Origin of the sequence: Aminobacterium sp. EBM-42 (assembly GCF_001896635.1) — a bacterium.
Lineage (GTDB): Bacteria > Synergistota > Synergistia > Synergistales > Aminobacteriaceae > Aminobacterium > Aminobacterium colombiense.
Genome location: NZ_MPPC01000010.1, coordinates 254,237 through 280,223, shown reverse-complemented (window position 1 = coordinate 280,223; position 25,987 = coordinate 254,237). Strand labels below are relative to the sequence as shown.

23 protein-coding genes are annotated in these 25,987 nt (G+C 43.8%); 2 read left to right on the top strand and 21 right to left on the bottom strand.

Features of this window, described 5'->3' with window-relative positions:
* Positions 1–105 precede the first annotated feature (105 nt).
* The 18 genes from meaB to BUC50_RS03335 all read right to left on the bottom strand — a co-directional run bounded on the left by meaB (position 106) and on the right by BUC50_RS03335 (position 19,393).
* Positions 106–1,050, bottom strand: coding sequence for a methylmalonyl Co-A mutase-associated GTPase MeaB (gene meaB / locus BUC50_RS03420; RefSeq protein ID WP_013048281.1), 945 nt, complete (start codon positions 1,048–1,050; stop codon positions 106–108).
* 2 nt (positions 1,051–1,052) lie between these two features.
* Positions 1,053–1,472: a cobalamin B12-binding domain-containing protein gene (locus tag BUC50_RS03415; RefSeq protein WP_013048282.1), complete on the bottom strand. Its 420-nt coding sequence runs from the start codon at positions 1,470–1,472 to the stop codon at positions 1,053–1,055.
* A 15-nt stretch (positions 1,473–1,487) separates the two neighbouring features.
* Complete coding sequence (locus tag BUC50_RS03410) at positions 1,488–3,173, bottom strand: acyl-CoA mutase large subunit family protein (RefSeq protein ID WP_013048283.1); 1,686 nt, start codon at positions 3,171–3,173, stop codon at positions 1,488–1,490.
* A 43-nt stretch (positions 3,174–3,216) separates the two neighbouring features.
* Positions 3,217–3,417 carry a hypothetical protein gene (locus tag BUC50_RS03405; RefSeq protein ID WP_013048284.1) on the bottom strand — a complete coding sequence of 67 codons (201 nt, stop codon included), beginning with the start codon at positions 3,415–3,417 and terminating at the stop codon, positions 3,217–3,219.
* Between the two features lie 192 nt (positions 3,418–3,609).
* Complete coding sequence (locus BUC50_RS03400) at positions 3,610–4,578, bottom strand: Gfo/Idh/MocA family protein (protein WP_013048285.1); 969 nt, start codon at positions 4,576–4,578, stop codon at positions 3,610–3,612.
* An 87-nt stretch (positions 4,579–4,665) separates the two neighbouring features.
* Positions 4,666–5,436 carry a purine nucleoside phosphorylase YfiH/LACC1 family protein gene (locus BUC50_RS03395; RefSeq protein ID WP_013048286.1) on the bottom strand — a complete coding sequence of 257 codons (771 nt, stop codon included), beginning with the start codon at positions 5,434–5,436 and terminating at the stop codon, positions 4,666–4,668.
* Complete coding sequence (locus BUC50_RS03390; protein WP_013048287.1) at positions 5,436–6,770, bottom strand: bifunctional folylpolyglutamate synthase/dihydrofolate synthase; 1,335 nt, start codon at positions 6,768–6,770, stop codon at positions 5,436–5,438. Before BUC50_RS03390 ends, BUC50_RS03395 begins: the two co-directional genes overlap by 1 nt.
* Before the next feature lie 3 nt (positions 6,771–6,773).
* On the bottom strand, positions 6,774–9,440 hold the full coding sequence (locus BUC50_RS03385) for a valine--tRNA ligase (protein WP_013048288.1): 2,667 nt from the start codon (positions 9,438–9,440) through the stop codon (positions 6,774–6,776).
* Positions 9,441–9,502: 62 nt separating this feature from the next.
* Complete coding sequence (gene yihA, locus BUC50_RS03380) at positions 9,503–10,096, bottom strand: ribosome biogenesis GTP-binding protein YihA/YsxC (RefSeq protein ID WP_013048289.1); 594 nt, start codon at positions 10,094–10,096, stop codon at positions 9,503–9,505.
* Between the two features lie 2 nt (positions 10,097–10,098).
* Positions 10,099–12,438, bottom strand: a complete 2,340-nt coding sequence (lon, locus tag BUC50_RS03375) for an endopeptidase La (RefSeq protein ID WP_013048290.1) — start codon at positions 12,436–12,438, stop codon at positions 10,099–10,101.
* Complete coding sequence (clpX, locus tag BUC50_RS03370; protein ID WP_013048291.1) at positions 12,439–13,728, bottom strand: ATP-dependent Clp protease ATP-binding subunit ClpX; 1,290 nt, start codon at positions 13,726–13,728, stop codon at positions 12,439–12,441.
* 100 nt (positions 13,729–13,828) lie between these two features.
* Positions 13,829–14,410: an ATP-dependent Clp endopeptidase proteolytic subunit ClpP gene (clpP, locus tag BUC50_RS03365; protein ID WP_013048292.1), complete on the bottom strand. Its 582-nt coding sequence runs from the start codon at positions 14,408–14,410 to the stop codon at positions 13,829–13,831.
* A gap of 45 nt (positions 14,411–14,455) precedes the next feature.
* Positions 14,456–15,826: a trigger factor gene (gene tig, locus BUC50_RS03360; RefSeq protein WP_013048293.1), complete on the bottom strand. Its 1,371-nt coding sequence runs from the start codon at positions 15,824–15,826 to the stop codon at positions 14,456–14,458.
* 246 nt (positions 15,827–16,072) lie between these two features.
* Positions 16,073–16,276, bottom strand: coding sequence for a cold-shock protein (locus tag BUC50_RS03355; protein ID WP_013048294.1), 204 nt, complete (start codon positions 16,274–16,276; stop codon positions 16,073–16,075).
* A 197-nt stretch (positions 16,277–16,473) separates the two neighbouring features.
* Complete coding sequence (locus BUC50_RS03350; RefSeq protein WP_273015488.1) at positions 16,474–16,605, bottom strand: hypothetical protein; 132 nt, start codon at positions 16,603–16,605, stop codon at positions 16,474–16,476.
* Positions 16,606–16,615: 10 nt separating this feature from the next.
* Positions 16,616–17,941, bottom strand: a complete 1,326-nt coding sequence (locus BUC50_RS03345; RefSeq protein WP_013048296.1) for an amidohydrolase family protein — start codon at positions 17,939–17,941, stop codon at positions 16,616–16,618.
* Entirely contained in the window at positions 17,938–18,285 is a 348-nt protein-coding gene (locus tag BUC50_RS03340) for a 2Fe-2S iron-sulfur cluster-binding protein (protein WP_041459338.1), read from the bottom strand. The genes BUC50_RS03345 and BUC50_RS03340 overlap by 4 nt, the downstream gene beginning before the upstream one ends.
* The gene (locus BUC50_RS03335) at positions 18,242–19,393 is read right to left on the bottom strand and encodes a DVU_1551 family NTP transferase (protein WP_013048297.1); all 1,152 of its coding nucleotides are present in this window, start codon (positions 19,391–19,393) and stop codon (positions 18,242–18,244) included. The genes BUC50_RS03340 and BUC50_RS03335 overlap by 44 nt, the downstream gene beginning before the upstream one ends.
* Positions 19,394–19,601: 208 nt before the next feature.
* Here BUC50_RS03335 and BUC50_RS03330 point away from each other — a divergent pair, with 208 nt between their 5' ends.
* Positions 19,602–20,153: a LemA family protein gene (locus tag BUC50_RS03330; protein WP_013048298.1), complete on the top strand. Its 552-nt coding sequence runs from the start codon at positions 19,602–19,604 to the stop codon at positions 20,151–20,153.
* A gap of 26 nt (positions 20,154–20,179) precedes the next feature.
* The gene (locus BUC50_RS03325) at positions 20,180–22,126 is read left to right on the top strand and encodes a DUF2207 domain-containing protein (protein WP_013048299.1); all 1,947 of its coding nucleotides are present in this window, start codon (positions 20,180–20,182) and stop codon (positions 22,124–22,126) included.
* Positions 22,127–22,258: 132 nt separating this feature from the next.
* Here the strand turns inward: BUC50_RS03325 and BUC50_RS03320 are convergent, their stop codons facing one another.
* Genes BUC50_RS03320 through BUC50_RS03310 form a run of 3 tightly spaced genes read right to left on the bottom strand, consistent with a single transcriptional unit; the run spans position 22,259 to position 25,953 of the window.
* A complete protein-coding gene (locus BUC50_RS03320; protein ID WP_013048300.1) occupies positions 22,259–23,185 on the bottom strand; it encodes a DUF4236 domain-containing protein in 927 nt (308 codons plus the stop codon).
* A 59-nt stretch (positions 23,186–23,244) separates the two neighbouring features.
* Entirely contained in the window at positions 23,245–24,327 is a 1,083-nt protein-coding gene (locus BUC50_RS03315) for an ABC transporter ATP-binding protein (RefSeq protein ID WP_013048301.1), read from the bottom strand.
* A 3-nt stretch (positions 24,328–24,330) separates the two neighbouring features.
* Positions 24,331–25,953 (bottom strand): ABC transporter permease, encoded by a 1,623-nt coding sequence (locus BUC50_RS03310; protein WP_052292838.1) that lies wholly within the window; start codon positions 25,951–25,953, stop codon positions 24,331–24,333.
* Positions 25,954–25,987: the final 34 nt, after the last annotated feature.

The following is a 25,987-nucleotide window of genomic DNA, read 5'->3' as shown; positions in this document are numbered from 1 at the left end:
GACTTGGGACCACCGCCTTCGCGGGCCTGCGCACGCTTGCGCTCAAGATCCGCGCATAGCTCGTCAATGCTTCGGTTCGTCATGTCTCAACTGCCCCCTCTCAGTTTATCCTTCATTTGTGACTATGTTGTTCAATATATTTTGCGCAACGGTATAGGGGTCTAGTTCCTTACCTAAGATGGCTTCGATTTTGTCGTCAGTTCCCTGACGTTCCCAGGCTTTTTCCACATTTTTTGCGATGTCACGGCTGAGTATGTCTTTTATTTCCTCTGCAAGTTTGCGTTTTTGTTTCTTTATGCCGTGAATGCTTTGCTTTAGAAAAGCCCCATGTTTCTCGATGCCTTCTACTAACTCAGCTACCCCATCTCCTTTTTCCGCTACGGTCATATGAATAGGTGGAAACCAGTCTGTTTTTCCGATCAAGTCAAGCATAAGCTTTACTTCAGTTTCTATTTTTTCTGCTCCTGGTCTGTCTGCCTTGTTCACTACAAAGATGTCTGCTATTTCCATAATGCCCGCTTTCATTATCTGAATGTCATCACCCATGCCGGGCACAAGCACAAGACAGACAGTGTCTGCCAGTTTCACTATATCTATTTCAGACTGGCCTACCCCTACTGTTTCAATAATGACAACGTCTTTGCCGCAAGCGTCTAATATTTTAACGGCTTCTCTGGTGCTCCTGCTGACGCCGCCTAGTGAACCTCGCGTCCCCATGCTTCTAATATATACGTCCGGATCGTTAGCGTGACGTTGCATACGAATTCTGTCTGCTAGAATTGCTCCTCCGCTAAAAGGACTAGAGGGATCTACGGCGATGATTCCAACTGTTTTTTTCTTCTTCCTGAACTCAAGGATTAGTTTATCGACCAATGTGCTTTTCCCAGCGCCCGGGCTTCCTGTTATCCCTATGACCAGGGCCTTACCGGTATGAGGATAGAGATATTTCATAATTTCTTCTGATTCGGGCGCCTCATTTTCTACAAGAGAAATAATGCGCGCTAAAGCTCTGATATCACCATGTAAAGCCTTTTCAGCAAGAAGTGTCACAGCTAAACAGTCTCTTTCTGTTTTTTTTCAGCAACGGCCTTTTCAAGCCACTCTGCACATACTGAAGTTGGCGTTCCAGGGCCGAAGATGGCTCCGGCTCCCATTTCAATAAGAGCAGGAATATCACTTTCAGGAATGACTCCTCCGCCAAAGACAATAATATCGCTCGCATTATTCTCTTTAAGAAGGTTAATGATTTTAGAAAAATAGAAGCTGTGAGCGCCCGATAGAATGCTTATTCCTATAGCGTCAGCGTCTTCCTGTATCGCTGTATCTACAATCTGTTCAGGAGTTTGACGAAGCCCGGTATAAATAACTTCCATGCCTGCGTCACGGAGGGCCCTGGCTACAACTTTCGCTCCCCTGTCATGACCATCGAGGCCTGGTTTTGCTATTACAACTCGTATCTTTTTTACAGCCATAGCTCATTCCTCCACTTACAAAATAATATTTTCTGTGTATTCTCCGAATTCTTCTCTCAATACGCCACAAATTTCGCCTTCAGTCGCATAATTGCGTACAGCATCGATAATAAGAGGCATCGTGTTAATGGATTCATCCCGAGCTGCTTTTCGTATTTCATCAAGGGTGCTTTGCACCTTTATGTTGTCTCTGCTTTCTTTCATCTTTCGAAGTTTCTCGATTTGGCGTTCTCCCACTGATTCATCGACCTTGAGAAGCTTCATATCTATCTTCTCATCTTCTAACTGGAATTTGTTCACTCCGACGACAATGGAGTCTTGGCTTTCAATAGCTCTCTGGTACGTGTAGGCTGAATCCTGAATATGTTTCTGGACATAACCCTTTTCTATAGCAGCGAGCATGCCGCCCATTTCATCTATTTGCCCGATATACTCTTCTGCTCTTTTCTGAATTTCGTTCGTCAAATTTTCAACAACGTAGCTTCCCGCAAGAGGATCCACTGTGTTCGCAACGCCTGATTCATAGCCAATGATCTGCTGGGTCTTAAGAGCGATGCCAACGCTCTTTTCGGAAGGAAGGGCCAAAGCCTCATCCATGCTGTTGGTGTGGAGGGACTGGGTTCCGCCCAGAACTGCTGCGAGGGCCTGAATGGTGACCCTGACTATATTATTCTCCGGTTGCTGAGCAGTGAGGGTGCAACCTGCGGTCTGAGTGTGGAAACGAAGCATCTGAGCTTTAGGATCGGTTACTCCAAAGCGTCCTTTCATTATCTGGGCCCACATTCTTCGGGCTGCCCTGAATTTCGCTACTTCTTCCAAAAAATCGTTATGAGCATTGAAGAAGAAGGAAAGGCGCTTGCCGAACACGTTTGGATCCAGCCCCTTTTTGCTTGCTGCTTCTACATAAGCGATACCGTCGGCTAATGTGAAGGCGACTTCTTGTGCCGCCGTGCTGCCGGCCTCCCGAATGTGATAACCGGAAATAGAAATAGTATTCCATTTAGGGACATTATGGCTGCAGAATTCAAATATATCAGTTATCAAACGCATAGAGGGTTTTGGGGGGAAAATATAGGTGCCTCGGGCTATGTATTCTTTTAAAATATCGTTTTGTATAGTACCAGAAAGATCACTCATGGAAACGCCCTGTTTTTCTCCAACACAAATGTACATGGCGAGTAACACACTTGCGGGAGCATTGATTGTCATGGAAGTAGAAACCCTATCAAGAGGAATTTTGTCGAAAAGGATTTCCATATCGGCAAGGCTATCAATGGCTACTCCCACTTTCCCGCATTCCCCCTGTGCCATAGGGTGGTCAGAGTCATATCCAATTTGGGTAGGAAGGTCGAAAGCTACAGATAGACCTGTAGTTCCCTGGGAGAGAAGATATCTATACCGTTCATTGGACTCTTCTGCAGTTGCAAATCCTGCGTACTGACGCATTGTCCACAGACGGCCCCTATAAAGCGTAGGTTGCACGCCTCGAGTAAAGGGGTACTGCCCTGGATAGTTTAAGTCTCTTGCATAATCAAATTCTTCTAGGTCAGTTGGGTCATAAACGCGGTTTAAAGGAAGATTTCCACCTGTGCGGAATTCTTTTCGTCGTTCAGGCCGCTTTTCTAACACTTTTTCAACTTTCCCCTCATACTTTTTTCTAAGTTCAAAAAGTTCAGGGATTTTTTTCTTTTCTTCAGTCATGGTACTTCGCCTCCCAAATAAAAAGTCTCATTCTTTCCAATTTTTATTTTATCCCTGCAAAAGAATAAAAACCTAATATAATTGCTCCTGCCAATAAAAATCCAAGAAGCATTCGAAGATAAACAACCCATATAGCACCGCCAGGAAGTTCTCCTTTACCTATTTTAACAACGAGTCTAGCAACAAAAAGAGCCCCAACAAACATAGCAAGAGCTATAAGCGCATTTATATTTTCAGTTGGCATAAGAATCCCTCACTAATTAATATTTTATCAAAATTGAGCGAAGCATATATTATATAAAACCACAAAAACACAACAATAATGCATTGTGAACATAATAACATTGAAATAAAAATGATAAAAATATATTTCTATTTAAATACATAAAAAATAAGGCCGGAGAAAAACATTTCACCGGCCTTAGGAGGGGCATCTTTATTGCGAGATGATCGATTCTTCTTTCCCTTCGCTTAGATGAATTTGTTTGAGAACTGAAATGGCGACTTCGAGGGCACGTTTGCCGTCCATTATCCCTACTAGGGGCTGCTTCCCTTCTCGTACACATGTAACAAAATGCTGAAGTTCCAGCTTAAGAGGCTCGCTCTTGGGGAATACTGGATGTTCTATAACTTCCACAAGTGTGCCATTCTCATGACGTACGCATCTGTTGATTGAAACATCCTGCGTTTCATAGTTTATGGTTAGATATCGCTCTGGTTCCATTATTTCAAGCTGTCTAAGACGGCGCTCTGAAACGCGGCTTACTAAAATATGGGCCATTGCTCCATTTTTGAAAGATATCTGCGCAGAAGCAACATCTTCATGGTTTGTTCGTATACATCTTCCTGTTGCGGAGATGGAGTCGATCTCCGAATGCACTAGTGAAAGAATAATATCAATATCATGGATCATTAAATCAAGGACAACCCCCACGTCGCTGATTCGGGAAGAAAAGGGTCCGAGTCGGCGCGACTGAAGAAAGAGGGGTTCATGAACTATCTTAGATGTATATTGTACAGCGCTGTTAAAACGTTCCACATGACCTACTTGGAGAACGAGATCTCTTTTTGCAGCCACGTTAAGCAGGTCTTCCGCTTCTCTCACTGTTGTTGTCACTGGTTTTTCTATAAGAACATGAATTCCGTTTTCCAGAGCTTTCTTTGCTATCTCATAATGAAGACTTGTTGGAACTACAACACTTACTGCATCTGGCCGTGCTTTCTTGATAAATTCTTCGAAATTTGTGTAATAAGGAACCCCAAGATTATCTCCGATAGCAGCTGCGCGTGCTTCGTTCTCATCAACTACTCCCACAAGCTGTGTGCCGAGAAGTTCGGTATATAATCTAGCGTGGTGCTGTCCTAGGTGTCCCACTCCTATTACCCCTACTCGTTGTAGGTCCATTTAGGATCACTCCTTGTAACTTTTTCAATGTTGCGTTATAAGCCTCTTTCTTTATTGTCACGTAAAAAATAGAGAAAGTGGTATCTGTTATTTATCGATTATCAGAGAAGCTAATAGGAACATCCTCTCTTTGATGTCCTTTCTCCGATAGGAATAACAATATTGCCGATCTTTATATGAACAAAGAGGGATAGTGGTAATATGTCCTTCTAATAGTTCATTTTCCAGCAATTGGCTTTCAAGGGCGCCAGGCAGATCAAAATATACACGCTCCCCTTCCTTTTGCCAATGGGCGGAGGAAAGTTCTTTCTGCCCGAGCAGTGACCATTCATCATCTTTTCTAAAATAAAATGTTTTACTGATGCCAGGACCGATCCATGCATAGATACGATTGAAGTCCAAATTCATTTTTTGGTCAAGGTTTACCAGGCTGTTTTTTACAATATTTTGTACAGTTCCCTTAAACCCTGAATGAAGCAGCATCAGCCATGGATGGGGAACTGGAGATGCCAATATGACCGGCACACAATCTGCAAAACGAAGACTCCCTTCATAGAGGGTGCTTTTTAAAAAAACCCCATCTGCAAACGGTCGTTCAGGCAGGCAATATTCTTCTCTTTCTGTGAGAATACGGGTCCCGTGATTTTGTTTAGGGGCTAAAAGCTTCTTTTGTGAAGTTTCTTCTTTTGAAAGAGAAGCCACTGCTTTCCTGCTAAGAGCCGGATCCCCCATGGCCTTTCCTATAAGGCTGCCTTTCATAAATAACCTGGCTTTAAAAAAGGCCTTTTCCTCTGGGCAGAGATATTCAAGAATATAATGCCCCTCTTTCTCATCAAGAGAGAAGTTTCGTGCGGTCATTATAAAAAACGAGCTCCTTCTGCCATATGGGTCTGTACATATCCAATAAGATAAAGGCTTCCGCAGCAGACTATAATGTCACTGTTTTTCTGCGCCTTTTGAAGTGCTTCCACTGGATCTGCAATGCCCTCTGGTTCATTAGCCCATTTATATAAAGCCGCTTCCTCTTGTAATGCGGAAGCTTTAGCCGAGCGCTCCATGCCAGGGACTTCAGTGCAAATAAGCTGTGGCTGCAACTGACTTAATCGGTGCAACGCCACATTATGCTCTTTATCTTTCATGGATCCATAGACTATAGTCAATCTTACTTTACTCCCGTTTATTTCCAGAGCGTTCAGGCTCTCGACAAGGCGGGCAATACCATCGTCATTATGAGCTCCATCCAGCATGATAGGAGGATGGGTTGGAAGAAGCTCCATTCGTCCCCGCCAGTGGGTCTGTGTTAAACCCTGACGTATGGTTTGCTCTGTTATCTGGCTTAGCTCCCTTTTTAAAATATCCATAGAGGCTACAGCGAGACTGCTGTTAGATACCTGGTGGACACCGAGCAATGGGGTGTGCAGGTCAGTATATTCCACAATGCCGTCTTTGCCATGAAGGGTGAATGTAGCTCCTTTAATGGAAAGTCCTTTAGTTGTAAATGAATATGCATGAGGCAATACTACCCCTGGTGCTCCCTTTTTCTGACACTCTTTCGCGAACAAGGTACATAATGAAGGAGCGCCCCCCGCGAAAACTGCCGGTACGCCTGGACGAATGACGGCAAACTTTTCCATAGCAATGGCTTCTAGAGTGTCACCTAAAAAGTCCATATGGTCTTTTGATATGGAAGTGATAATGGTGATTAGAACCTTTGTTAGAGTGTTTGAGGCGTCAAGCCTTCCCCCCATCCCCGCTTCTATAACAGCGGCATCCACTTGGGAATCCGCTATGATGACAAAGGCAGCGGCAGTAAAAACTTCAAAAAATGTAGGGGGATCCTCTGAGAGCCTCTTGTCTTGACCTATGGTTTTTATAACCTTTCGCGCGGCCTTTTTCCATGTTTCAGGGGAAAGCATTTTTCCGTCAAGAAGGAGCCGCTCCCCCATATGTACAAGGTGGGGGCTTGTATAAAGCGCGACATGCATTCCAGATGATCGCAAAATTGATTCTACATAGGCTGAGGTAGATCCTTTTCCATTTGTTCCGACAACATGTATTGCCGGGAAGGCACTTTCCGGATGGCCTAACAGTTCTAGCAACTTGGAAATACGCTCCAAGCCTGGATGTATTCCAGGGCTTGAAGCGCTTATTAATTCATTTTCTACTTTTTCGTAAAGAGTTCTAATGCTCATATTCTACGACCTTTTCAAGCTGCTTATATTGTCCGCGATTCGCTGGTGGTGGTTTTTGTTTTCCTCAAGACGGCCTCGTTCTTTATCCACAACCTCTTGAGGAGCTTTGGATGTGAAGTTTTCATTGGCCAGTTTCTTCTCCATTTTATCTATATCCTTTTCAACACTCTTGAGTTCCTGTTCCAGGCGCTCAATCTCAGCTTTGATGTCAAGCAGGCTTCCCACTTCCAGACTGATTTCCCCATTGGTCATAACTGAGGCGAGGCATCCATGAGGTTTTTTGTCGCTATCTGAAATAATATCAACTCTCTCTACCTTCGCAAGGAGTGAGATCATATCCATATTTGCAGATACGAGTGCCTTTAAAGCATCATCATCTGTCTGAAGAATAACCCGCTCGACTTTTTGCTGAGGTGCTACCCTTGCCTCTGCCCGTAAGTTTCTGATTATACGAATTATTTCTTGAAGGGTTCCCATTTCAGACAAAGCATTGTTAAAAATTAGAGCTGAAGATGCTTTTGGCCACTCTGAACGTTCAATTGAGTCATCGCTGAATCCAAATGTGTGCCACAGTTCCTCTGTAGCAAAAGGTATAAAGGGATGGATGAGCTTCAGTACTGTTTTAAAGACATATTCTACTATTGCCTGGGTATTTTTAACCCGTGACTCCCCTTCATCTCCCTTCAACGCAGGTTTAGACATTTCGAGGTACCAGTCGCACAGATCGCCCCAAATGAAGTCGTATAGCATTCGGGCTGCTTCCCCAATAAAATAACCGTCGAGAAGCCTTGTAATCTGCTCTGTCACTTGCTGTGTGCGTGTAAGGATCCACTGGTCATGAAGTCTAAGCTCGCCTTTATCCGGAAGCGGTTTTTCAGAGCAGTTTTCCTCTAGATTTATTAAGGCAAACCTGCTGGCATTCCAAAGCTTGTTCATAAAGAGGCGGTAGGTTTCAATTTTGTTTGTGCTTAATAGAATATCCCGCCCCTGAACAGTCAACGCCGCAAGGGTGAGACGAAGAGCATCTGCTCCGTATTTATCGATCATTGTGAGGGGGTCTATGACGTTCCCCTTTGATTTACTCATCTTCTGGCCTTCCTCATCACGGATAAGGGCATGTATGTAGACCTCTTTGAAAGGCTCGTTTTCCATAAACTCAAGACCCATCATAATCATGCGGGCTACCCAGAAGAAGATGATATCAAAGGCTGTTACCAGTAAGGATGTAGGATAGAAATAATTGAGTTCTTCGGTTTTCTCTGGCCACCCCAGAGTGGAAAAAGGCCACAGAGCGCTGCTGAACCACGTATCAAGAACGTCCTCGTCCTGTTGGATGCGAGCGCTTCCACATTTTTCACAATGGGTAGGATCTTCTTCAGAAACAGTTATGTGACCGCATTCCGCGCATGTCCATGCCGGGATACGATGGCCCCACCATAGCTGGCGCGATATGCACCAGTCACGAATGTTTTCCATCCATTGGTAGTAGATTTTTTGCCATTGTTCAGGAATCCATGTGATATCTCCCTTTTCCACGGCTTCAATCCCCGCGTCTGCTAATGGCTTGGCTTTAACGAACCACTGTTCAGAAAGATAGGGCTCTACTACAGTGTGACAACGGTAACAGTGGCCGACAGAATGGTCGATCTCTTCTATCTTTTCTATGAGGCCCTGAGCTTTAAGATCTTCCACAGCTCGTTCCCGTGCTTCTAAAATAGAAAGCCCTTTATAGGCGGGGGCATTTTCATTCATGAATCCGTCGGCATCGATAACCTGAATTTGCTCGAGGTTGTGCCGTTGACCTACTAAGAAGTCGTTAGGGTCATGGGCAGGCGTTATTTTCACGCAGCCAGTTCCAAATTCCGGATCGACCATGATATCTTCAATAATGGGCACTTCTCGATCTGTAAGAGGTACACAAACCTTCCTTCCTATCATGTGGCGGTACTTTTCGGCCCGAGGATGAACTGCAATAGCAACGTCCCCTAAAATAGTTTCAGGGCGGGTTGTTGCTACAAGAAGATACCCTTCTCCTTCTACAAAGGGATATTTCACATAATAAAGGCAGCCTTTCAGATCTTCATGCTCAACCTCAATGTCGGAAAGAGCCGTATGGCAGCGTGGGCACCAGTTAATGATGTAGCGCCCCTTGTAAATAAGGCCTTTTTTATAAAGTCTGACAAAAACAGTTCGTACGGCCTGGGAGAGACCTTCGTCGAGAGTAAACCGTTCTCTTTCCCAATCACATGAGTTCCCTAGCTTCTTCATCTGTTCTATGATTCTGCTTCCGTATTCTTCTTTCCATTCCCAAACCTTGTTGACAAATTCTTCCCTGCCCAGATCGTGTCTCGATATGCCATCTTTTGCAAGTTCCCGCTCTACCACATTCTGTGTGGCAATACCAGCGTGGTCTGTACCAGGCAGCCACAGAACATTAAAACCGTTCATCCGTTTATATCGACAAACGATGTCCTGAAAAGTATTGTTGAAAGCATGCCCCATATGAAGGGAGCCGGTAACGTTCGGAGGCGGTATGACTATTGAAAAGGCTTCTTTCGTTGTGTCAACTTCAGCATGGAAGAGCCCTGACTCTAACCACCATGAATACCATTTATCCTCAATGGGCGTTGGATCGTAAGTCTTTGCTATTTCTTTTGTACGGATTGCCATTGAAAGTCTCCCCTCCATTATTTCTATATCGGTAAACTTATCTGAAAATTAAAATCAAGTATTTACCCTCTATTAAGATATTGTGTCAGAAATTGACGGAATTCTCCTACTCCTGACTTGTCCTGAGCTGAAACTATAAAGGGAACTTCTATGGATTTGAGTCCCTTCCTGATATAAGAATGCAGCATCCCCTTATGTCGCCCCTTCGAAATCTTGTCGGCTTTTGTAAATACAACAAGGGATGGAATGCCTATTTGAGAAATCCATTCTTGCAGCTCTTGATCGTTTTTCAGCAAACCGTGGCGAAAATCTACCAAATGAACAAGAAGCTGCAATGTTTCTCTTTGTGTAATGTATTGTTCAATTAGCTTTGCCCATTTTTCTTTTTCTTTGAAGCCTCGGGCTGCGTATCCATAGCCTGGAAGATCCACTAGAAAAAAGTCAACTTCCGCTTCTATTTTGTAGAAGTTGACACTTCTGGTTTTTCCTGGCGTAGAACCGACATGAGCTAATTTCCGTTCCATAAGGGCATTAAGCAACATTGATTTGCCTACATTCGAACGCCCCACAAAAGCCACCTCAGGAAGAGTCTGGGGTGGAAACTGGTCTTCTTTAAATGCAGTCATTGCGAGCTGTGCTTTCCAGCGCTGAGCCATTTCTACCTCCGCTCCAGAGCTATGTCAAAAACTTCTGACACATTGTCAACAAAATAGAAGGAGAGCCCCTTAGTGACCCACTGCTCCATTTCCTCTACATCTATGCGGTTGGCGCCAGGAATAATAATGTTGCTAATTTTTTGACGTTTTGCAGCCAGAATCTTTTCTCGAATGCCCCCTACCGGCAGAACTTTTCCCTGAAGAGAGATTTCACCCGTCATTGCTATCCCTGGAAGCACCTGTCTGCTGCTCAAAGCTGAAAGCATGACTACAGCCATGGTTATGCCTGCAGATGGCCCATCTTTTGGAATTGCTCCCTCTGGAACATGAATATGTATATCCTGGTTTTTCCAGTTTATGTGGTCCAGACCTAGTTCGGCGCTACGGGCTCGCAGAAAGCCAAGAGCCGTCTGAGCTGATTCCTGCATAATATTCCCCAAATTGCCAGTGAGTATAATATCGCCCTTTCCAGACATGGCAACGGCTTCGATAACGAGGACATCTCCGCCGCTTTCAGTCCATGCAAGACCCACAACCGTGCCTTTTTGTTTGTTTTGAGGAAGCTGCACATCGTAGAGCCGTGGCGCTCCCAAATAATCCTTCAGGTCTTTTACCCCTATTGTAATCTTTTTAAGGGTAGAGTCTTTTCCCTCTCTTACTATTTTAAGCGTTACCTTTCTACAGAGAGTGGCCAGGCTCCTTTGAAGATTGCGAACTCCTGCTTCCCGCGTGTAATCCCTAATAGTTTTCTCCACTGTTTTCGAAGTAATGCTTATCATTTTGTCTGTCAATCCATGTTCTTTGAACAGCTTAGGCAGCAGATGCTTCTTCGCTATGTGAATTTTTTCTTCGGCAACATACCCCGGCAATCGGATAACTTCCATTCTGTCCAGCAATGGTGCAGGGATAGTATGGGTTACATTGGCAGTAGTGATAAAAATTACATTGCTCAGGTCAAATGCCGATTCGATATAATGATCAGTAAAATTGCTATTTTGCGCCGGATCAAGAACCTCTAAAAGAGCTGATGCGGGATCGCCTCTAAAATCCTGTCCGATCTTATCGATCTCATCCATTAGCATAATAGGATTTTTAGTGCCAGCTTGTCTCATTTTCTGTATGATTCGCCCTGGTTGAGCTCCCACGTAGGTTCGGCGATGACCGCGTATTTCCGCTTCATCCCGTACTCCGCCAAGAGAAAAGTTAACAAAGCGGCGTCCAAGGGCCCGCGCTATGGATTGCGCGAGAGAAGTTTTTCCTACTCCAGGAGGTCCTACAAAACAGAGAACCTGTCCTTTCGCCTCTTTTCCTGCCAATTGACGAACCGCCAAAAACTCAAGAATGCGTTCTTTAACCTTTACAAGGCCATAATGATCTTCATCGAGTATTCTTTGTGCCTTTGTAATATCCAGGTTTTCTTCTGTATAGGTATTCCAAGGTAATGCCAGAAGCCAATCCAGGTAGGTACGTAATACACTGGCTTCAGAAGAAATAGGAGGCATTTTTGAGAGCCTGTCAACTTCAATACGGGCTTTCTTGCAGACTTCTTCCGGCATCTCAGATTCTGCTATTTTTTTAAGAAGATTTTCTGTTTCTGATGAAAAATCCTCTTCTCCCAGTTCCGTTTGAATGATTTTCAGTTGCTCTCTAAGGTAATATTCACGGTGCCCCTTTTCCATTTTTTGACGTACTTGTTCCTGTATCGATTGCTCTAGCTCCATCAGCTCTATTTCTTCCATCAAAATTTTGATGAGAAGCTTAATATATTTTTCTGGATTAGTGATACTCAATAGTTTTTGTTTCTTTTCTGTTTTTATTTTCAAATGAGACGCAACCACATCTGCAATATCGCAGGGGTGCTCAATGTTTGCAAGTGAAACGATAACCTCTTTTGGAATTTTTGCATTTATTGACACGTACTTTTCGAAAAGCTCAAGAACACTCCGTTTCAGCGCTTCCATGTTTTCTGGAAGTGCTGAAACCCACTGCACGATTGCAATATTACCCTGAAAGGTTTCTTCGTCTTCAAAAAATTCCCTGATACGCCCCCGCTGTTTTCCTTCTACAAGAATTTTTACTGTGCCATCGGGGATGCGAATCATTTGAAGCACTTTGCATAGTGTTCCTATGGTGTAGATATCTTCAGACATAGGTTCTTCTGTTGTTAAATCTTTTTGAGCTACAACAAAAAGGGGTTTATCTTCAATACTTGCTTTTTCAATCGTTTTTAATGAGCGGGGTCTTCCTATATATAGAGGGACTATGACCCCTGGGAAAAGAACAAGATCACGTACAGGCAGAATATAACATCGTTCTGCCTGTACCGATTCCGTTATTGTCACTTATGCTACCTCCTCTTGCCCCTTAATTTTTATTATGGGAGAAGCTCCTTTTTCGACCACTTCTTTTGTAATAATAATCTTCTCCACTTCATTGGAGCGTGAAGGTATTTCATACATAAGATCAAGCATGAGATATTCCATGATGGATCTTAGGCCACGTGCGCCGGTGTTTTTCTTGCGCGCCTCTTTCGCTATGGCCTTGATAGCGTCCTGTTCGAAGAAAAGTTTCACACCCTCTATTTCAAAGGTTTTTTGATATTGCCGGATCAGAGCATTCTTGGGCTCCACAAGAATACGAGCCAGGGCATCATCATCTAATTCTTCGAGCGGAACAACAACGGGAAGACGTCCTATGAGTTCGGGGATAAATCCAAAAGCCATAAGGTCTTCAGGCTGCACCTGACGCATTAGCTCATAGTTTCGGTGCTCTTTCACGCTGAGAATATCCCCGCCAAAACCAATCATCTTCTTATTGACTCTTCGCCCTATAACCTCTTCAATTCCTGCAAAGGCCCCGCCGCAGATAAAAAGGATATTAGACGTATCCATCTGTATGAAGTCCTGGTATGGATGTTTTCGTCCGCCCTTAGGAGGAACATTGGAAAGTGTCCCTTCCAGAATCTTTAACAATGCCTGTTGTACCCCTTCTCCAGAAACGTCTCGTGTTATCGAAGCAGACTCAGACTTTCGTGTTATCTTATCAAGCTCATCTATGTAGATAATTCCTCGCTCCGCCGCTTGAATATCATAGTCTGCGGCCTGCAAAAGGCGAACAAGAATATTTTCTACGTCTTCACCCACGTATCCGGCTTCAGTAAGGGTTGTAGCGTCGGCCATGGCAAAGGGAACATTCAATTTTTTGGCTAGGCTTTGTGCTAAAAGGGTTTTGCCAGAACCTGTTGGCCCTATAAGTAAGACATTGCTCTTTTGCAGCTCAATGTCATCATTCTCTTCGCTCATGGTGCTAATTCGCTTAAAATGATTGTATACGGCTACGGAAAGGATTTTTTTTGCGTCTTCCTGTCCAATAACGTACTGGTCGAGAAACTTCTTAACCTCAGCGGGTTTAGGAGTGTCTTTTAAGGACACGTTGAAAACGTCGCTTCCCTTGACAGAGTCGCCGCCAACTTCATCATTTAGAATTAGATTGCACAAGTGGATGCACTCATCGCAAATGTAGACACCTGGCCCAGCGATAAGTTTTCTTACCTCATTTTGTTCCTTCCCGCAAAAAGAACAACGCAGGGTGCCTTTATTTTCCCCTTTACCTTTGTCTTCAAATTTAAACATACACAAACCTCCTTAAAGCCGGGGGCGTGAAACAGAAAGAAGGGAGCACCAATACACGGGCTCCCTTGTCGAAATCCGCAGGCAGAAACTCTGGGAAAATCTAAACTCTAGATTCGATGACCTTATCGATGATGCTGTATTCAAGCGCTTCTGCAGCTGACATGTAAAAGTCTCTGTCCGTATCAGCCTTAATTCTTTTTCGAGTTTGCCCCGTGTGTTTGACAAGTATATCATTGATCTTTTCTCTAATCTTGAGAATTTCTTTTGCATGAATTTCAATATCTGTCGCTTGTCCATGAGCGCCTCCAAGGGGCTGATGGATCATAACTCTTGCGTTAGGCAGAGCGATCCGTTTACCAGGCGCACCTCCTGCGAGAAGTACAGCAGCCATGCTTGCTGCCTGTCCAATGCAGATCGTGGATACAGGACTTTTGATATATTGCATCGTGTCGTAGATAGCAAGTCCAGAAGAAATCACTCCTCCAGGGCTGTTGATATAAAGATGTATATCTTTATCTGGGTCTTCGCTTTCAAGAAAAAGAAGCTGGGCAACAACAGTGTTTGCTATGGGATCATCAATTTCTTGTCCCAAAAAGATAATCCTATCTTTTAGAAGACGGCTGTAAATATCATACGCCCGCTCCCCTCTTCCAGACTGTTCTATAACCATAGGTATAAGCATGTATTTTCACCACCTATCTTACTAATACTTCAAAGACAGATCGTTCTATTCGGCCTGTTCTGCGATGTCCTCTTCAGTGTTTTTTTCCAAGGACGAAAATTTTTCCACTTCTTTAATGGAAACTTTGCTCAAAAGCTCTTTCGTTGTCTTTTTGTAACGGATCCGGCTCCCCATTTCCATAACTCTGTTCTGATCTTTAAATACTGATCTCAACAAAGTATCGGTGCTTATATTATACGCTGTTGCAAGGGGTTCTACTTCAGATTCAAAGTCCTCTTTTTCAATGGAAATATCAAAGGATTCTGAAAGAGCATCGAGAACAAGATACTGACGAACTGCCCGCTCTGCCTGGTCTTTAACTCTGCTTTCATAATCTTCCAGTTCCATTCCAGATTCTGCTAAAATTTCTTCCATGGTCTTGTTAAATCTTTTTTGCGCATTTTCAGTGTCTTCCTTTTTAATATGCTCAATCTGTCGATTAATCAAAGTTTCTGGAAGCTCAACTTCCGTTTTATCTGCCACTTTTGCAACAGCTGCATTTTCAGCCATGGTATCGCTTTCTTGGGTCATGCGGTCCACCAGGCGATTCTTTACCTCTTCACGAAAAGCTTCTTCACTGTCTACAGAATGCCCTAAGGTCTTTTCAAAGAAAGCCGCTTCCAATGGCGGTAATTTCTTTACCTTTATTTCTTTGATAGACATATCGTACCGAATCTCTCTTCCCGCAACCTCTGGATCAGCATAGTCCTCTTCTACCTGAACAGTTGCTTCAACTTTTTCGTTGGCGACATGCCCTTTTAGTGCCTCTTTAATTCCAGGTCTCAAATCCTGAAGGCCAAGATCTACATTGACTGTTGCCGGTTCATGGGATTTTATAATTTCCCCTTCTTCGTCAAGAACGTTTGTAACGTATTCTATTTCCACAACATCGTCATCTTCTACGGCCCGGTCAACTTTTTCGTGTTCCGCATTTTGTTTCTGCATGTTCTTGATTGCTTCATCCACCATTTCGTCAGTGACGTTAACCTTTAATTTTTCTATCTCAATGGTTTCAAGCTCAGGCAGTTTAACTTCAGGCGCAACCTCAAAAGTCAAAGTGAGAAGAACATCCTTTCCCTCTTCGAGCTTTTCTATTTCCATTTCTGGCTGGTCGATAAGGTCTAATTCATAATCTTTAACGATCTGGTCAATGGTATCAGGCATAATAGATTCAAGGGCTTCTATAAGGATACCCTCTTTTCCAACTCTCATCTCCAAAATATTACGAGGGACTTTCCCCTTTCGGAAGCCTGGAACATTTATTTTCTGGGTCAGTTCACGAACAGTCATATTTATGCTTTTTTGAAATTCTGTGACCTCTAACTCTACCTTTATAGTGACGAAATTCTTTTCCTGAGATACAAGCTCGGATCTCATACTTTAGCAACCCCTTTCAACTGGCAGACGACATGCCGTAGTATAGCACATTAAAAAGTACAAACTTAGAAGGGCAGACCCAAAGAAATTTTCAGGTCTGCCTTTTTAAACCGCTATGCATTGTACATGTTTCCTTTACGAATTGTAAAGATATAGCTAAAAATTTTATAACAAAAATAAAAAGGCAGCACGGGTTAAAGTGCTGCCTTTATTCCCATCGAAATAGAAGAATGCTGGATAAATAAACTAGATTTTTTCTACGTTAGCCGCTTGCTCGCCTTTAGGCCCCTCTACGATCTCAAAAGAGACCCTTTGGCCTTCCTCGAGGGTTTTGAAGCCTTCGGTCTGAATTGCGCTGAAATGAACAAAAATGTCTTTGCCTTCGTCGGTAGTGATGAAGCCATACCCTTTTGACGCATTAAACCATTTGACTGTTCCCTGAGTTGTCAAAATACTGCCTCCTAAAATTTTAAGCTTGTATTACTGATGGCGCCTATCAGCACCGTTACAATAAAGTATTTACAAATGACTGTCAAGTATTCGTAAATACAGTTTTTATGGAATATTAACGTTGTTAAGAAAACGCTCCAGCAGTTTTTGTGCAATTTCTTTTTTGAAGGCTGAAGATTTGCGTGGATTGATGTTCTTCATGGCTTCTTCTCCTGCTTTAAAGACAAGATCTGGCCTTCAATGAACTTTTCAACAGCGTGCAACCGTTCAAAAAAAGCAGACATGCTTTCTGCTGCCATAGGAACGAAGTTTGTAAAAGAACGTCGCATATAGTTCTTTTTACTTCCACCACGGGAATCCCTCCCTTTTTGCGGAGGAAAAACGCTTATGGAGTTTTTCAGCAACCAGGCGTACATTGTTAAAAATGAGCCCCTCGTTAAGAGAAGAGAATGACCCGTCCTTCCATAATATATTTCCATTGCACATGGTTAAATAAGCATGACTTCGTTGAGCACCATGAATAAGATGCCCCATAATGTTGGATTCATGGATGGGTGTTACAGGCTTGTAGTTGAGAACGGTGATGTCGGCCGGCTCGTCATGAGCAAACACTCCCTGGAAGCCCCACGTATTTCTTTTAACGAGGCGGGACCAGCCCCAGAAGGTCCTTTCAAGGCGCTCAAAAGGCTCTGGTGCGTCCTTTGCTGTAATGGCATAGTTTCGCAAAGAAGCCAAAATATCTGGTGACATGCCGTCTGTTCCTATGACAAATTTTGTAATCCGTTGGCGGTTCATTTCTCCCACTCTGTTGTTTTCATTAGAATCAGGATTCGTAACCACCCACGGAGAAATGTTTTTCAGAATAGCATAATCATCCTCTGTTAAATGGATGCAGTGGATGAGAAGAGAATCCCGGCTCAAAAGATTAAAGGATGCAAGACGATGGATTGGTCCCCTATATCCTAACTGCTGACAATAGGCAAGGTCCTCTTCCCCTTCTCCGCAATGAATATGAATGTGAAGATTGCGGGGTTTTGCCTCCTTTACCTTTCTAAGAGTATCTTCAGAAAGGGTAAAATTCGCATGAAGGCCTAACATTCCATGGAGAAATGGATCCCTCTGATGGCTTTCCCAAAAAGATATATTCTCTTCAAGTTGCTGGTCTATGGTGTTTTTCCCGGCCCTGTCCGAAATCTCGAAAGAGAGTACCCCCCTAATTCCAGCCTCTCTAAAAGCGCGGCCAATTAAACTGAGACTTCCTCTAATGTGTCCCAAAGACGCATGGTGGTCAAAGATTGTTGTAATACCGCATTGTATTGAACGCAAAATACCGTATAACGCTGAAAAATAAATAGACTCCTCGTCAAGTAGATAATCAAGGGGCCACCACAGATTTTCCAGGATTCCCAGAAAAGACGTAGTTTCTCCACGAGGGCGTAATCCAACGGCAAGTGACGAGTAAAGGTGATGATGAAAGTTGGTCATTCCTGGGACGATAAGTCGTCCTTCAACGTCTATTACGGGGGTATCGGGCCATTTGCGCCTCATGGATTCACATGTTGCAACCTCTGCTATTTTGCCATTCACTATGAGAAGAGCCCCGGAGGGATAAAAAATATCACCGTCTGTAAGAGGGCCGTTGGCTATGATCTGTTTCTTCATCATAAAATCACCCTCTTATGCCTTTTTAGTGCGACTAAAACTTTTTCAGGGGTAAAAGGAAGATCATAAAGCCTGACTCCGACTGCATCGTATATGGCGTTAGCAATGGCAGGTGCCGTGCCATTGATCCCTATTTCGGCTGCAGATTTTGCCCTATACGGACCATCTACATCACATGAACTTACAGGGCGTCCGTTAAGAAGAACAGTGCAGCAGACACAGCTGCTCTCACTGCAGCCACAGTGAACTTCAGTGTGTTTTGCTGACCTTAAAAGATCAAGAAGGATCGTTTCATCTGTAAAATTAAGTTCTCTCTTTTTCCCATTTATGACGAAGGTCCCGTTCATTGCTACTCCCCTCCCCTAACTCGAGGCCACCTTCTGTCAAGTTTTCGAATTCTCTTTGAATGTCCAAGGCTTTGCGAAGACGTGCCAATCCCTGTCTTTCAGCTTTCCCACCCTTAAATTTTTGAGTCGTCTCCTCAATTCTATCCTGAAGGGAAACCACATTAAAATCTTTAACTATTTTGTCTGCAAGGTAGACAATCTTGGCTTCTAGAGATGCTTCTTCAGGAAGGTCCATATGGTGCTTAACGATCTCTGCTACTTCATCGAATCCAAAATTCGCAAGAAAAGCGCTGCCAACAATATCATGCTTGGGGGATTCACGGCAGATATCGTGTAAAAGGGCGGCTCTTTCTGCTAATAAAAAGCGGCAGGGCTGAAAAGAAGAAATAGAGAGGGCAATATGGCGAGCCATCTGTTCCACAACGCGGCAATGTTCTATGATCTTCTGAGGTGTCTGCGCCAGACGAAAAAGTTCTTCGCATTCCTCTAGTGTAGGGATATTACGTGCGCTCCATGCCCGTTGTGCTTTTCGATAATCGTCAGGAGTATCTATGTCAAGATGGATAAAGTGGTCTGGAATGTTGATTTGCATAAAAGAATCAGCATACTGTTGCAAGAGCCCCGCTAAGCCCCTATATCCAGACCACGCCAGAATAGAAGGCACTAATTTTGCTGATATAAGAGGCGGGTGTCCCTTTTCCCCCTTTAAAACTGGGGAAAGAACGCTTAAAGAATCTTTCCAGTGTTCACAAAGAAAACGAATGGTGCTTGGGCGTACCAGGGGAATATCTGAAGGGTGTAGAAAAAAGGCTGTAATGTCAGAAGGCAGGGATCGGATGCCCTTCAGCACCGAGCTGTACATGCCTTTTTCATAGTCTTCATTATAGACTACAGAGCAGGCAAGTCGTGAGCATTCTCTTTCAACATGTTCTCGATAGGCGCCCGTTACAACGAAAACACGAAAAACACGGGCAACTCTATATGTTGTTACAAGGCGGCTTAGCATGTTTTGCTTTTCTATAGTGAGCAGAGGTTTACATTGCTTCATGCGGGTAGATGCGCCTGCTGCCAATATAACAGCTGCAAATTCAGGGGTTGTGTTAGACATGCATCCCTCCTGGAAGGTTATGATTTATTTATCATTATACGGAGTCCATATAGTGAAGACAATAGAAACTTTTAATTATTCCCAGCATATTACGAAAAAATGATTAAAATTTTACATGTAATCTCATCAGACGTTAATGAGCTCTTTTGATGTAGAATGGTCAAAAGGTCTATATTTCTTAAGTTAAGTATCAAGGGGGGGAATACACATGGTGGTAATACTTTCGATTCTTCTTCTCGTCGCTCTTATCGTTTTTTGGGTAGTTTCCATATACAACAGACTTGTACGAATGTCTAACTTGAAGAATGAGGCGTGGAGCGGCATTGATGTGCAGCTTAAGAGGCGGTTTGATCTCATCCCTAACCTCGTGGAAACAGTAAAAGGATACGCAACTCATGAGAAAGAGGTTTTTGAACGGGTTACAGAAGCGCGGGCGGCTATCACTAGAGCACATACAGTGAGCGAACGGGCGGAGTCGGAAAACATGCTTACCGGCGCCCTCAAAACCCTCTTTGCAGTAGCGGAGAACTACCCTGCCCTTCAGGCAAGCTCGAACTTTCATCAGCTTCAGGAGCAGTTAACCTCCCTGGAAAACGATATACAAATGGCTCGCCGGTATTATAACGGGGCTGCAAGGGATTATAACATTGCCATTGAAACCTTTCCTGCTGTGCTCGTTGCAAAAAGATTTGGCTATGAGAAAGCGGATTATTTTGAAACTGCTGAGGAAGAGCGAACAACACCGAAGGTGTCCTTCTAATTCTTTGCGGTCTGGGAGGCTTCGCCATGAAGAGTTTTCACCGGCTTTTTTTGCTCATCTTTTTGTTTTTAATTTTTCTTACAAACTCTGCTGGAGCAGAGGAAGTCATTCTATCGTTTTCTTCTTATGCGACTGTCAAGGTAGATGCCTCCCTCGAGGTTCGTGAGGATATCACTGTATGGGCAGAGGGAAAACAAATTCAACGGGGAATTTACCGAGATTTCCCAACGATCTACAGAGATACTTCTGGCAAAATCGTTAGGGTAGGTTTTTTTGTTAAAGGAGCTTTGCTTAACGGCAAGAAAGTTCCATACAGAACAGAATCCCGCTCTAACGGCGTTCGTATTTATCTTGGCGATCCCAATAGAAGAGTTCCCTTTGGAGAACAAACTTACTCTCTTATCTATGTAACTACTGGTCAGGTTGGTTTCTATGAAAAACATGATGAGCTTTACTGGAACGTTACCGGTAATGATTGGGGTTTCCCCATACGAAAGGTGCGATTTTCCATTTCCCTTCCCCAAAAGGTGTCTTTTTCATCAGTGGACATTTATACGGGATATCAAGGGGCCACGGGAAAAGATGCTCAGCTCCTTTCTGATGGATCGGTGCAGACAACAAGAAGCCTTGCTCCCAGAGAAGGGCTGACTGTGGCCTATACATGGCCGAAAGGTATTGTAACCCCGCCTAACCCCCTCTTGAGATACACTTTTTTTGATAGATATGGAATCTGGTTTTTCATCGGCGCCCCCCTGCTTTTATTGGCATATTATGCTGCAGCGTGGCATCGTTGGGGAAATGACCCTCCTCGAAAACCAGTCATCCCCCTTTTTACACCTACCAAAGGGATTGGCCCAGGGTTTATGAGATATGTGAAACGTCTGGGCATGGATAACGCCTGTTTTACGGCAGAAATACTTAATCTTGCTGTGAGGGGCTTTATAGTGATAGAAGAATTGACCTTCGAAGAATCGGTAAAACGACTTGGCCTTTTAGGAAACAGCGATTTGATGAAGAAAGTCGTATCTTTTTCTTCTTCTTTAGCTGGGAAACGATACTCGCTGAAGCTAAATCAGGAACAGCTTTCCCGAAAAAAACGCTCCATTGAAGAGGACATTCTTATTTCCGCTCTTTTTGATGAAGGCAGAATCGAGCTCCTTCTCAGACAGAACAACCATAAGATTCTCAGCAGAGCCAGAACTAAACTGTTGAAATACTATCGACAGGCCGCCAAACCTCTTTTTTCAAAGAATACCTTACCATGGGCGGCAGGATTTATTATTCCTGCCATTATTTATCTGTTGCTTGGGTGGGGCGGCCAGGCAGAAATGGCTGTTTTTTCTGTAGCAGGAACGTTTATATTTTCCATAGTAGGGTCTGTTATTCTGTCAGTCTGGAATATTTGGAGGGAAAGAGGGCAAATCATGAAGAAAATCTTTGCCACACTCTTCCCAATCTTATTCTTTGCAGGCATCGCTCAATTTTTCTTTCTTGGGCTGAACAAAAAGAGTTGGTACATACTTATTCCCATATTAGCGACTGTTGTTATGATTCTCCTCTTTCGCAAGCTTATGACAATTCGCTCAGAGAAAGGAAATGACGTTCTAGGGGAAGTTGACGGGCTTGCCATGTATATGGGCACTGCTGAGCGTTATCGTCTTGAAATGTTCCACCCTCCACAGGAAACACCTGAAATATTCGAACGCTTGCTCCCTTACGCCTTTGCCCTTGACACAGCTGATACCTGGGCGAACCGATTCGATAGTATTCTCCAAGAAAGCGACTATCACCCTGAGTGGTATACGGGAACAGATATCTCCGACCTTTACACTGGCAGAGCAATGGCTAATATGGCTTCCTCCATTGCTTCATCCATAGCGTCGGCTTCCGTTGCTCCCGGCTCAAAAAGCGGGAGTGGCGGCAGAGGCCTTTCCGGAGGCGGCGGGGGTGGCGGGGGCGGTGGGGGCTGGTAATGCTTTTTTCTATCGATTGATAAGGTCAAGAACTTTGCGTTCCTCATTTACGATTTCGAATTCGTTTTGGGCTCTTTTCTTTTGTCCCAATGCCTCGTATACTCGTGCACGCTCATATCTTATCGCAGTGAGCTACTCTCTGGGCCTGCCTTTTTTTCGTCCAAGGGCTGTAGTCAGAGTGTTACGTGCTAAAGTATGGTATCCAAGATAATAGAGGGCCTTCCCCCTGTAAAACAACAAAGCACTGTGCAGGGCTGTCTCGTTCTCAACATTATTGCTTAGGGCTACAATTTCTTTATAAATACCATGAGATTTTTCTTCTCTTTCAGAAGCATCTGCGAGCAATTCGGCTAATGAAAGACGAAAGGCTATATCATTTGGGGATTCATCTACGATTTTTCTCAACAACATGATGGCTTCGTCATGCTTCGCCAGTCGTTGCTTGGCTTCTATTAAAGCAAGATACAGACCTCTATTATCGGGCCATATCTCCACTTGCATCTCTTCTGTTAAAGGTAAGTATAGGGACATATAGATGCCAATTTTTTTAAAAAGAGATCCGAGAAGGTCAATTTTGTTCTGCACGTGGTGAAAAGCAATAATGGCTTGTTGGGGATTGTCGTTGTTCAGGAGAATGAGGCCGGCCATAAAAGCTGAGTCAGGAAGGTTTAATGACTTTTGAAAACAAGCTAAAGCTCTCTTTTCATCTTTTTCCAAAAAGGCCTTTAGCCCGTCAACAAAGTTTTCTTCTGATTTAGGTAAAAAAAGCCTGCTTAAAAAATTGAGGGTTAGCTTCTTTTTGATAATTTCTTCTCGTGTAAGAGATTCATACTGAGGTGTTGCTGGTTTTTTGGATTTTGGTGAAGCTCTTTTTTTACCTGAGTGTAAGGTTGTGTAGTAAAGCCCTGTCCCGGGCAACCCAATTGTAGTTCTAGTGCCGCGTCGTCCAAGGGTTACTTTTGCCCCCTTGGGGCCTAAAGAGGCCGAAATTCCTGTTTTGCTCAAATTAATGGCAATGCCAGGAGCAATCCTGAAACGTCTAAAAAAACGGAAGCCCATTTCATCTCCTCCCTTTAATGTTTTTAACATAGCACATCCCATCCAGTCATTCAACCTCGCTAAAGTGGAAGGGCTAATACATCTTCAGGGTCGATAAGCAGCCCCACTCTGCTTCCCTCTGGGAAAATAGTGCTGTCGTGACTATAGGGTACAAAGGCATGGACAAGCTGACCTGATTTAATCTCAATATTGTACTCTATCCTATCCCCTACGAAAACTGAGCTAAGAACTTGCCCGCTCAGCATTGATTTTTCAGACTGTCCCAGGCTTACAGCTTCGGGTCTTACGATGAGCGCCACTTCATCTCCTATTTTAAAACTACAGTTAGATTTGTAGTTAACTGTTACGATGCGATTATAGATAAAAACATCTATTTTTTCTTCTGAAAGGGCTTCAACCTGTCCTTTGAAAATATTGGCCTGGCCGATAAAATCGGCGACAAAAAGGGTGGCTGGATTGGCATATAGCTCAAAAGGAGCAGCGACCTGTTCTATTTTCCCTTTGTTCAAAACTACAATCCGGTCAGCTATGGTAAGGGCCTCTTTCTGATCATGGGTAACATGGATACACGTTATTCCAAGTTTTTTCTGGATCTTCCGGATCTCTGCCCTCATATATATTCTTAGTTTTGCATCCAGATTGGAAAGGGGCTCATCCATAAGAAGAACCCTGGGGTCAATAACGAGAACTCGCGCTAAAGCTACACGCTGCTGTTCCCCCCCCGAAAGCTGGTGAGGAAAGCGCTCATCTACTCCAATTAATCCCACCAGATTTAAGACCTCTTTGACCTTTAGCTCCGCTTCTTTGCGAGAAAGTCCCCTCACTTTCAGACCGTAGGCAACATTGTCAAAAATACTCATGTGGGGAAAAAGGGCGTAGTTTTGAAAAACAAAGCCGATGTCTCTTTTGTTCACTGCCAGATGTGTAATGTCTCGTCCTCCTATTAGCACTTGCCCCTCAGTAGGTTTTTCAAAGCCGGCGATCATTCTGAGGATCGTGGTCTTGCCGCAACCGGAAGGACCCAGAAATGTTATCAGTTCGCCCGCATCTATGTCGAGGTGGACATCATCTACTGCTTTAAAAGATTCCTTTCCTTTGGTGAATATCTTTGTTAAATGGGTGAGAGAAATAGAAAGAGACATTCGCTATGGCCTCCTTGTCTGGCAGACATAATCAGGATAGGCTATACGAAACATAACAGATATAATCCCGATAGCTATAAAAACTATAAGCACAAGAACCACAGAGAATGCTGCAGCTTGTGCAAAGAGCAGTTCAGTAATACACTCCAGAATACGAATGGTCAACAGGCTCCAGCGGACAGATACTAAAAAAATAGTAGCACTTACCGCTGTCATGGAAACAACAAACAGATAGCGCATTCCTGTTGTGACAGCAGGAATGATCAGCGGGAGAGTGACTCTAAAAAAGGTCGTCAGCCTGGATGCGCCAAGACTAAGAGATGCTTCTTCCATAGACTTATCAATTTGTTGCAGCGATGCTATTGTAGCTCGAATTCCAGTGGCATCATAGCGAAAGACGCAAAGGGCTACAATAATAGACATTGTTCCTGTTAAAACAATTGGACCAGAGTTAAAGGCGATGACATAAGCTATTCCGATCACTGTTCCTGGTAAAACGTAGTTTAGAAGCGAAGTAAACTCCAGAGTCTTGCGCCAGGGAAGGTCTTTCAGGCTCACAAGATATCCTATAGCAACGCCTATTACGCTGCCAACAAGTGTAGAAGCAATTGCAATGATAACCGTATCTTTAACTGCCTTTAGCCCCACAGTAAAAACATAAACATAATTTTCAAGAGTAAAACTATTGTCTACACCCCAGACATTAACTAAGGAACCCAGAAATATAATGGAATACAGAAAAATGATAAAGATCGTTACTAAAAAAATAAAAGCCAAAATAAGAATTTCAATAAAACCACTGGCTCCCTTGGGAGTAGTACGAATTCCTACCTTCCCAGTTACCGTAACGTAACTGCGGCGTTCTACCCAGTAGTGCTGTAAAAGATAGACCAAAACTGCTGGTATCAACAATACAAATGAAATAGCCGCTCCCCCACGCAAGTCATACATTCCAGTTATCTGAAGGTATGCCTGCGTGGTCAGCACAGGAAATGTATGACCAGCCATAACGAGGGGGGTGGCAAAATCTGCCAATGAGCTGCCAAAAAGAAGTAAAAAGGCATTAGCCAGGCCTGGGGCACTGAGAGGCAAAGTAACCGTGCGAAATGTTCGCCACCGTGAGCTGCCCATGCTCATAGCCGCATCCTCCAAATTAGGATCAATAGCCCTAAGTACGGCAGCCAGAGTTAAGAAAGCTACGGGAAAGTACGTCAGCGTTTCAGCTATCCACGTTCCCAAGAATCCATATATGTTGAAATCCGGTATGCCCAAAAAGTTTAACAGCAGTCCATTCGGCCCCAGCACCAGGGTGAGAGCGATACTGCTCGTAAAAGGAGGGGAAACAAAAGGCAGAACAACTACAGCTCCAATAAACCACTTGATAAAAACAGGTAAAGAAAGCCTGGTCTCCGCGAAGGCGAAAATGAAGCCTACCAGGGTTCCGCCTGCCGCTACGGAAGTTGCCAAAATAAGACTGTTAAAAAAAGCCTTGCGGTTGTACCAGTTTGTAAACACCTGTGTAAAGTTGGTAAAGCTGGCAGCCCCATCGATGGTAAAGACCATGTACATGAGGCGTGCCAGAGGATATAGTACAAAAAGGCCCAATAGGGCCCATAACACCATCATAAAAGGCGTTAATGGGAGATCGAGCCTTTTCGTA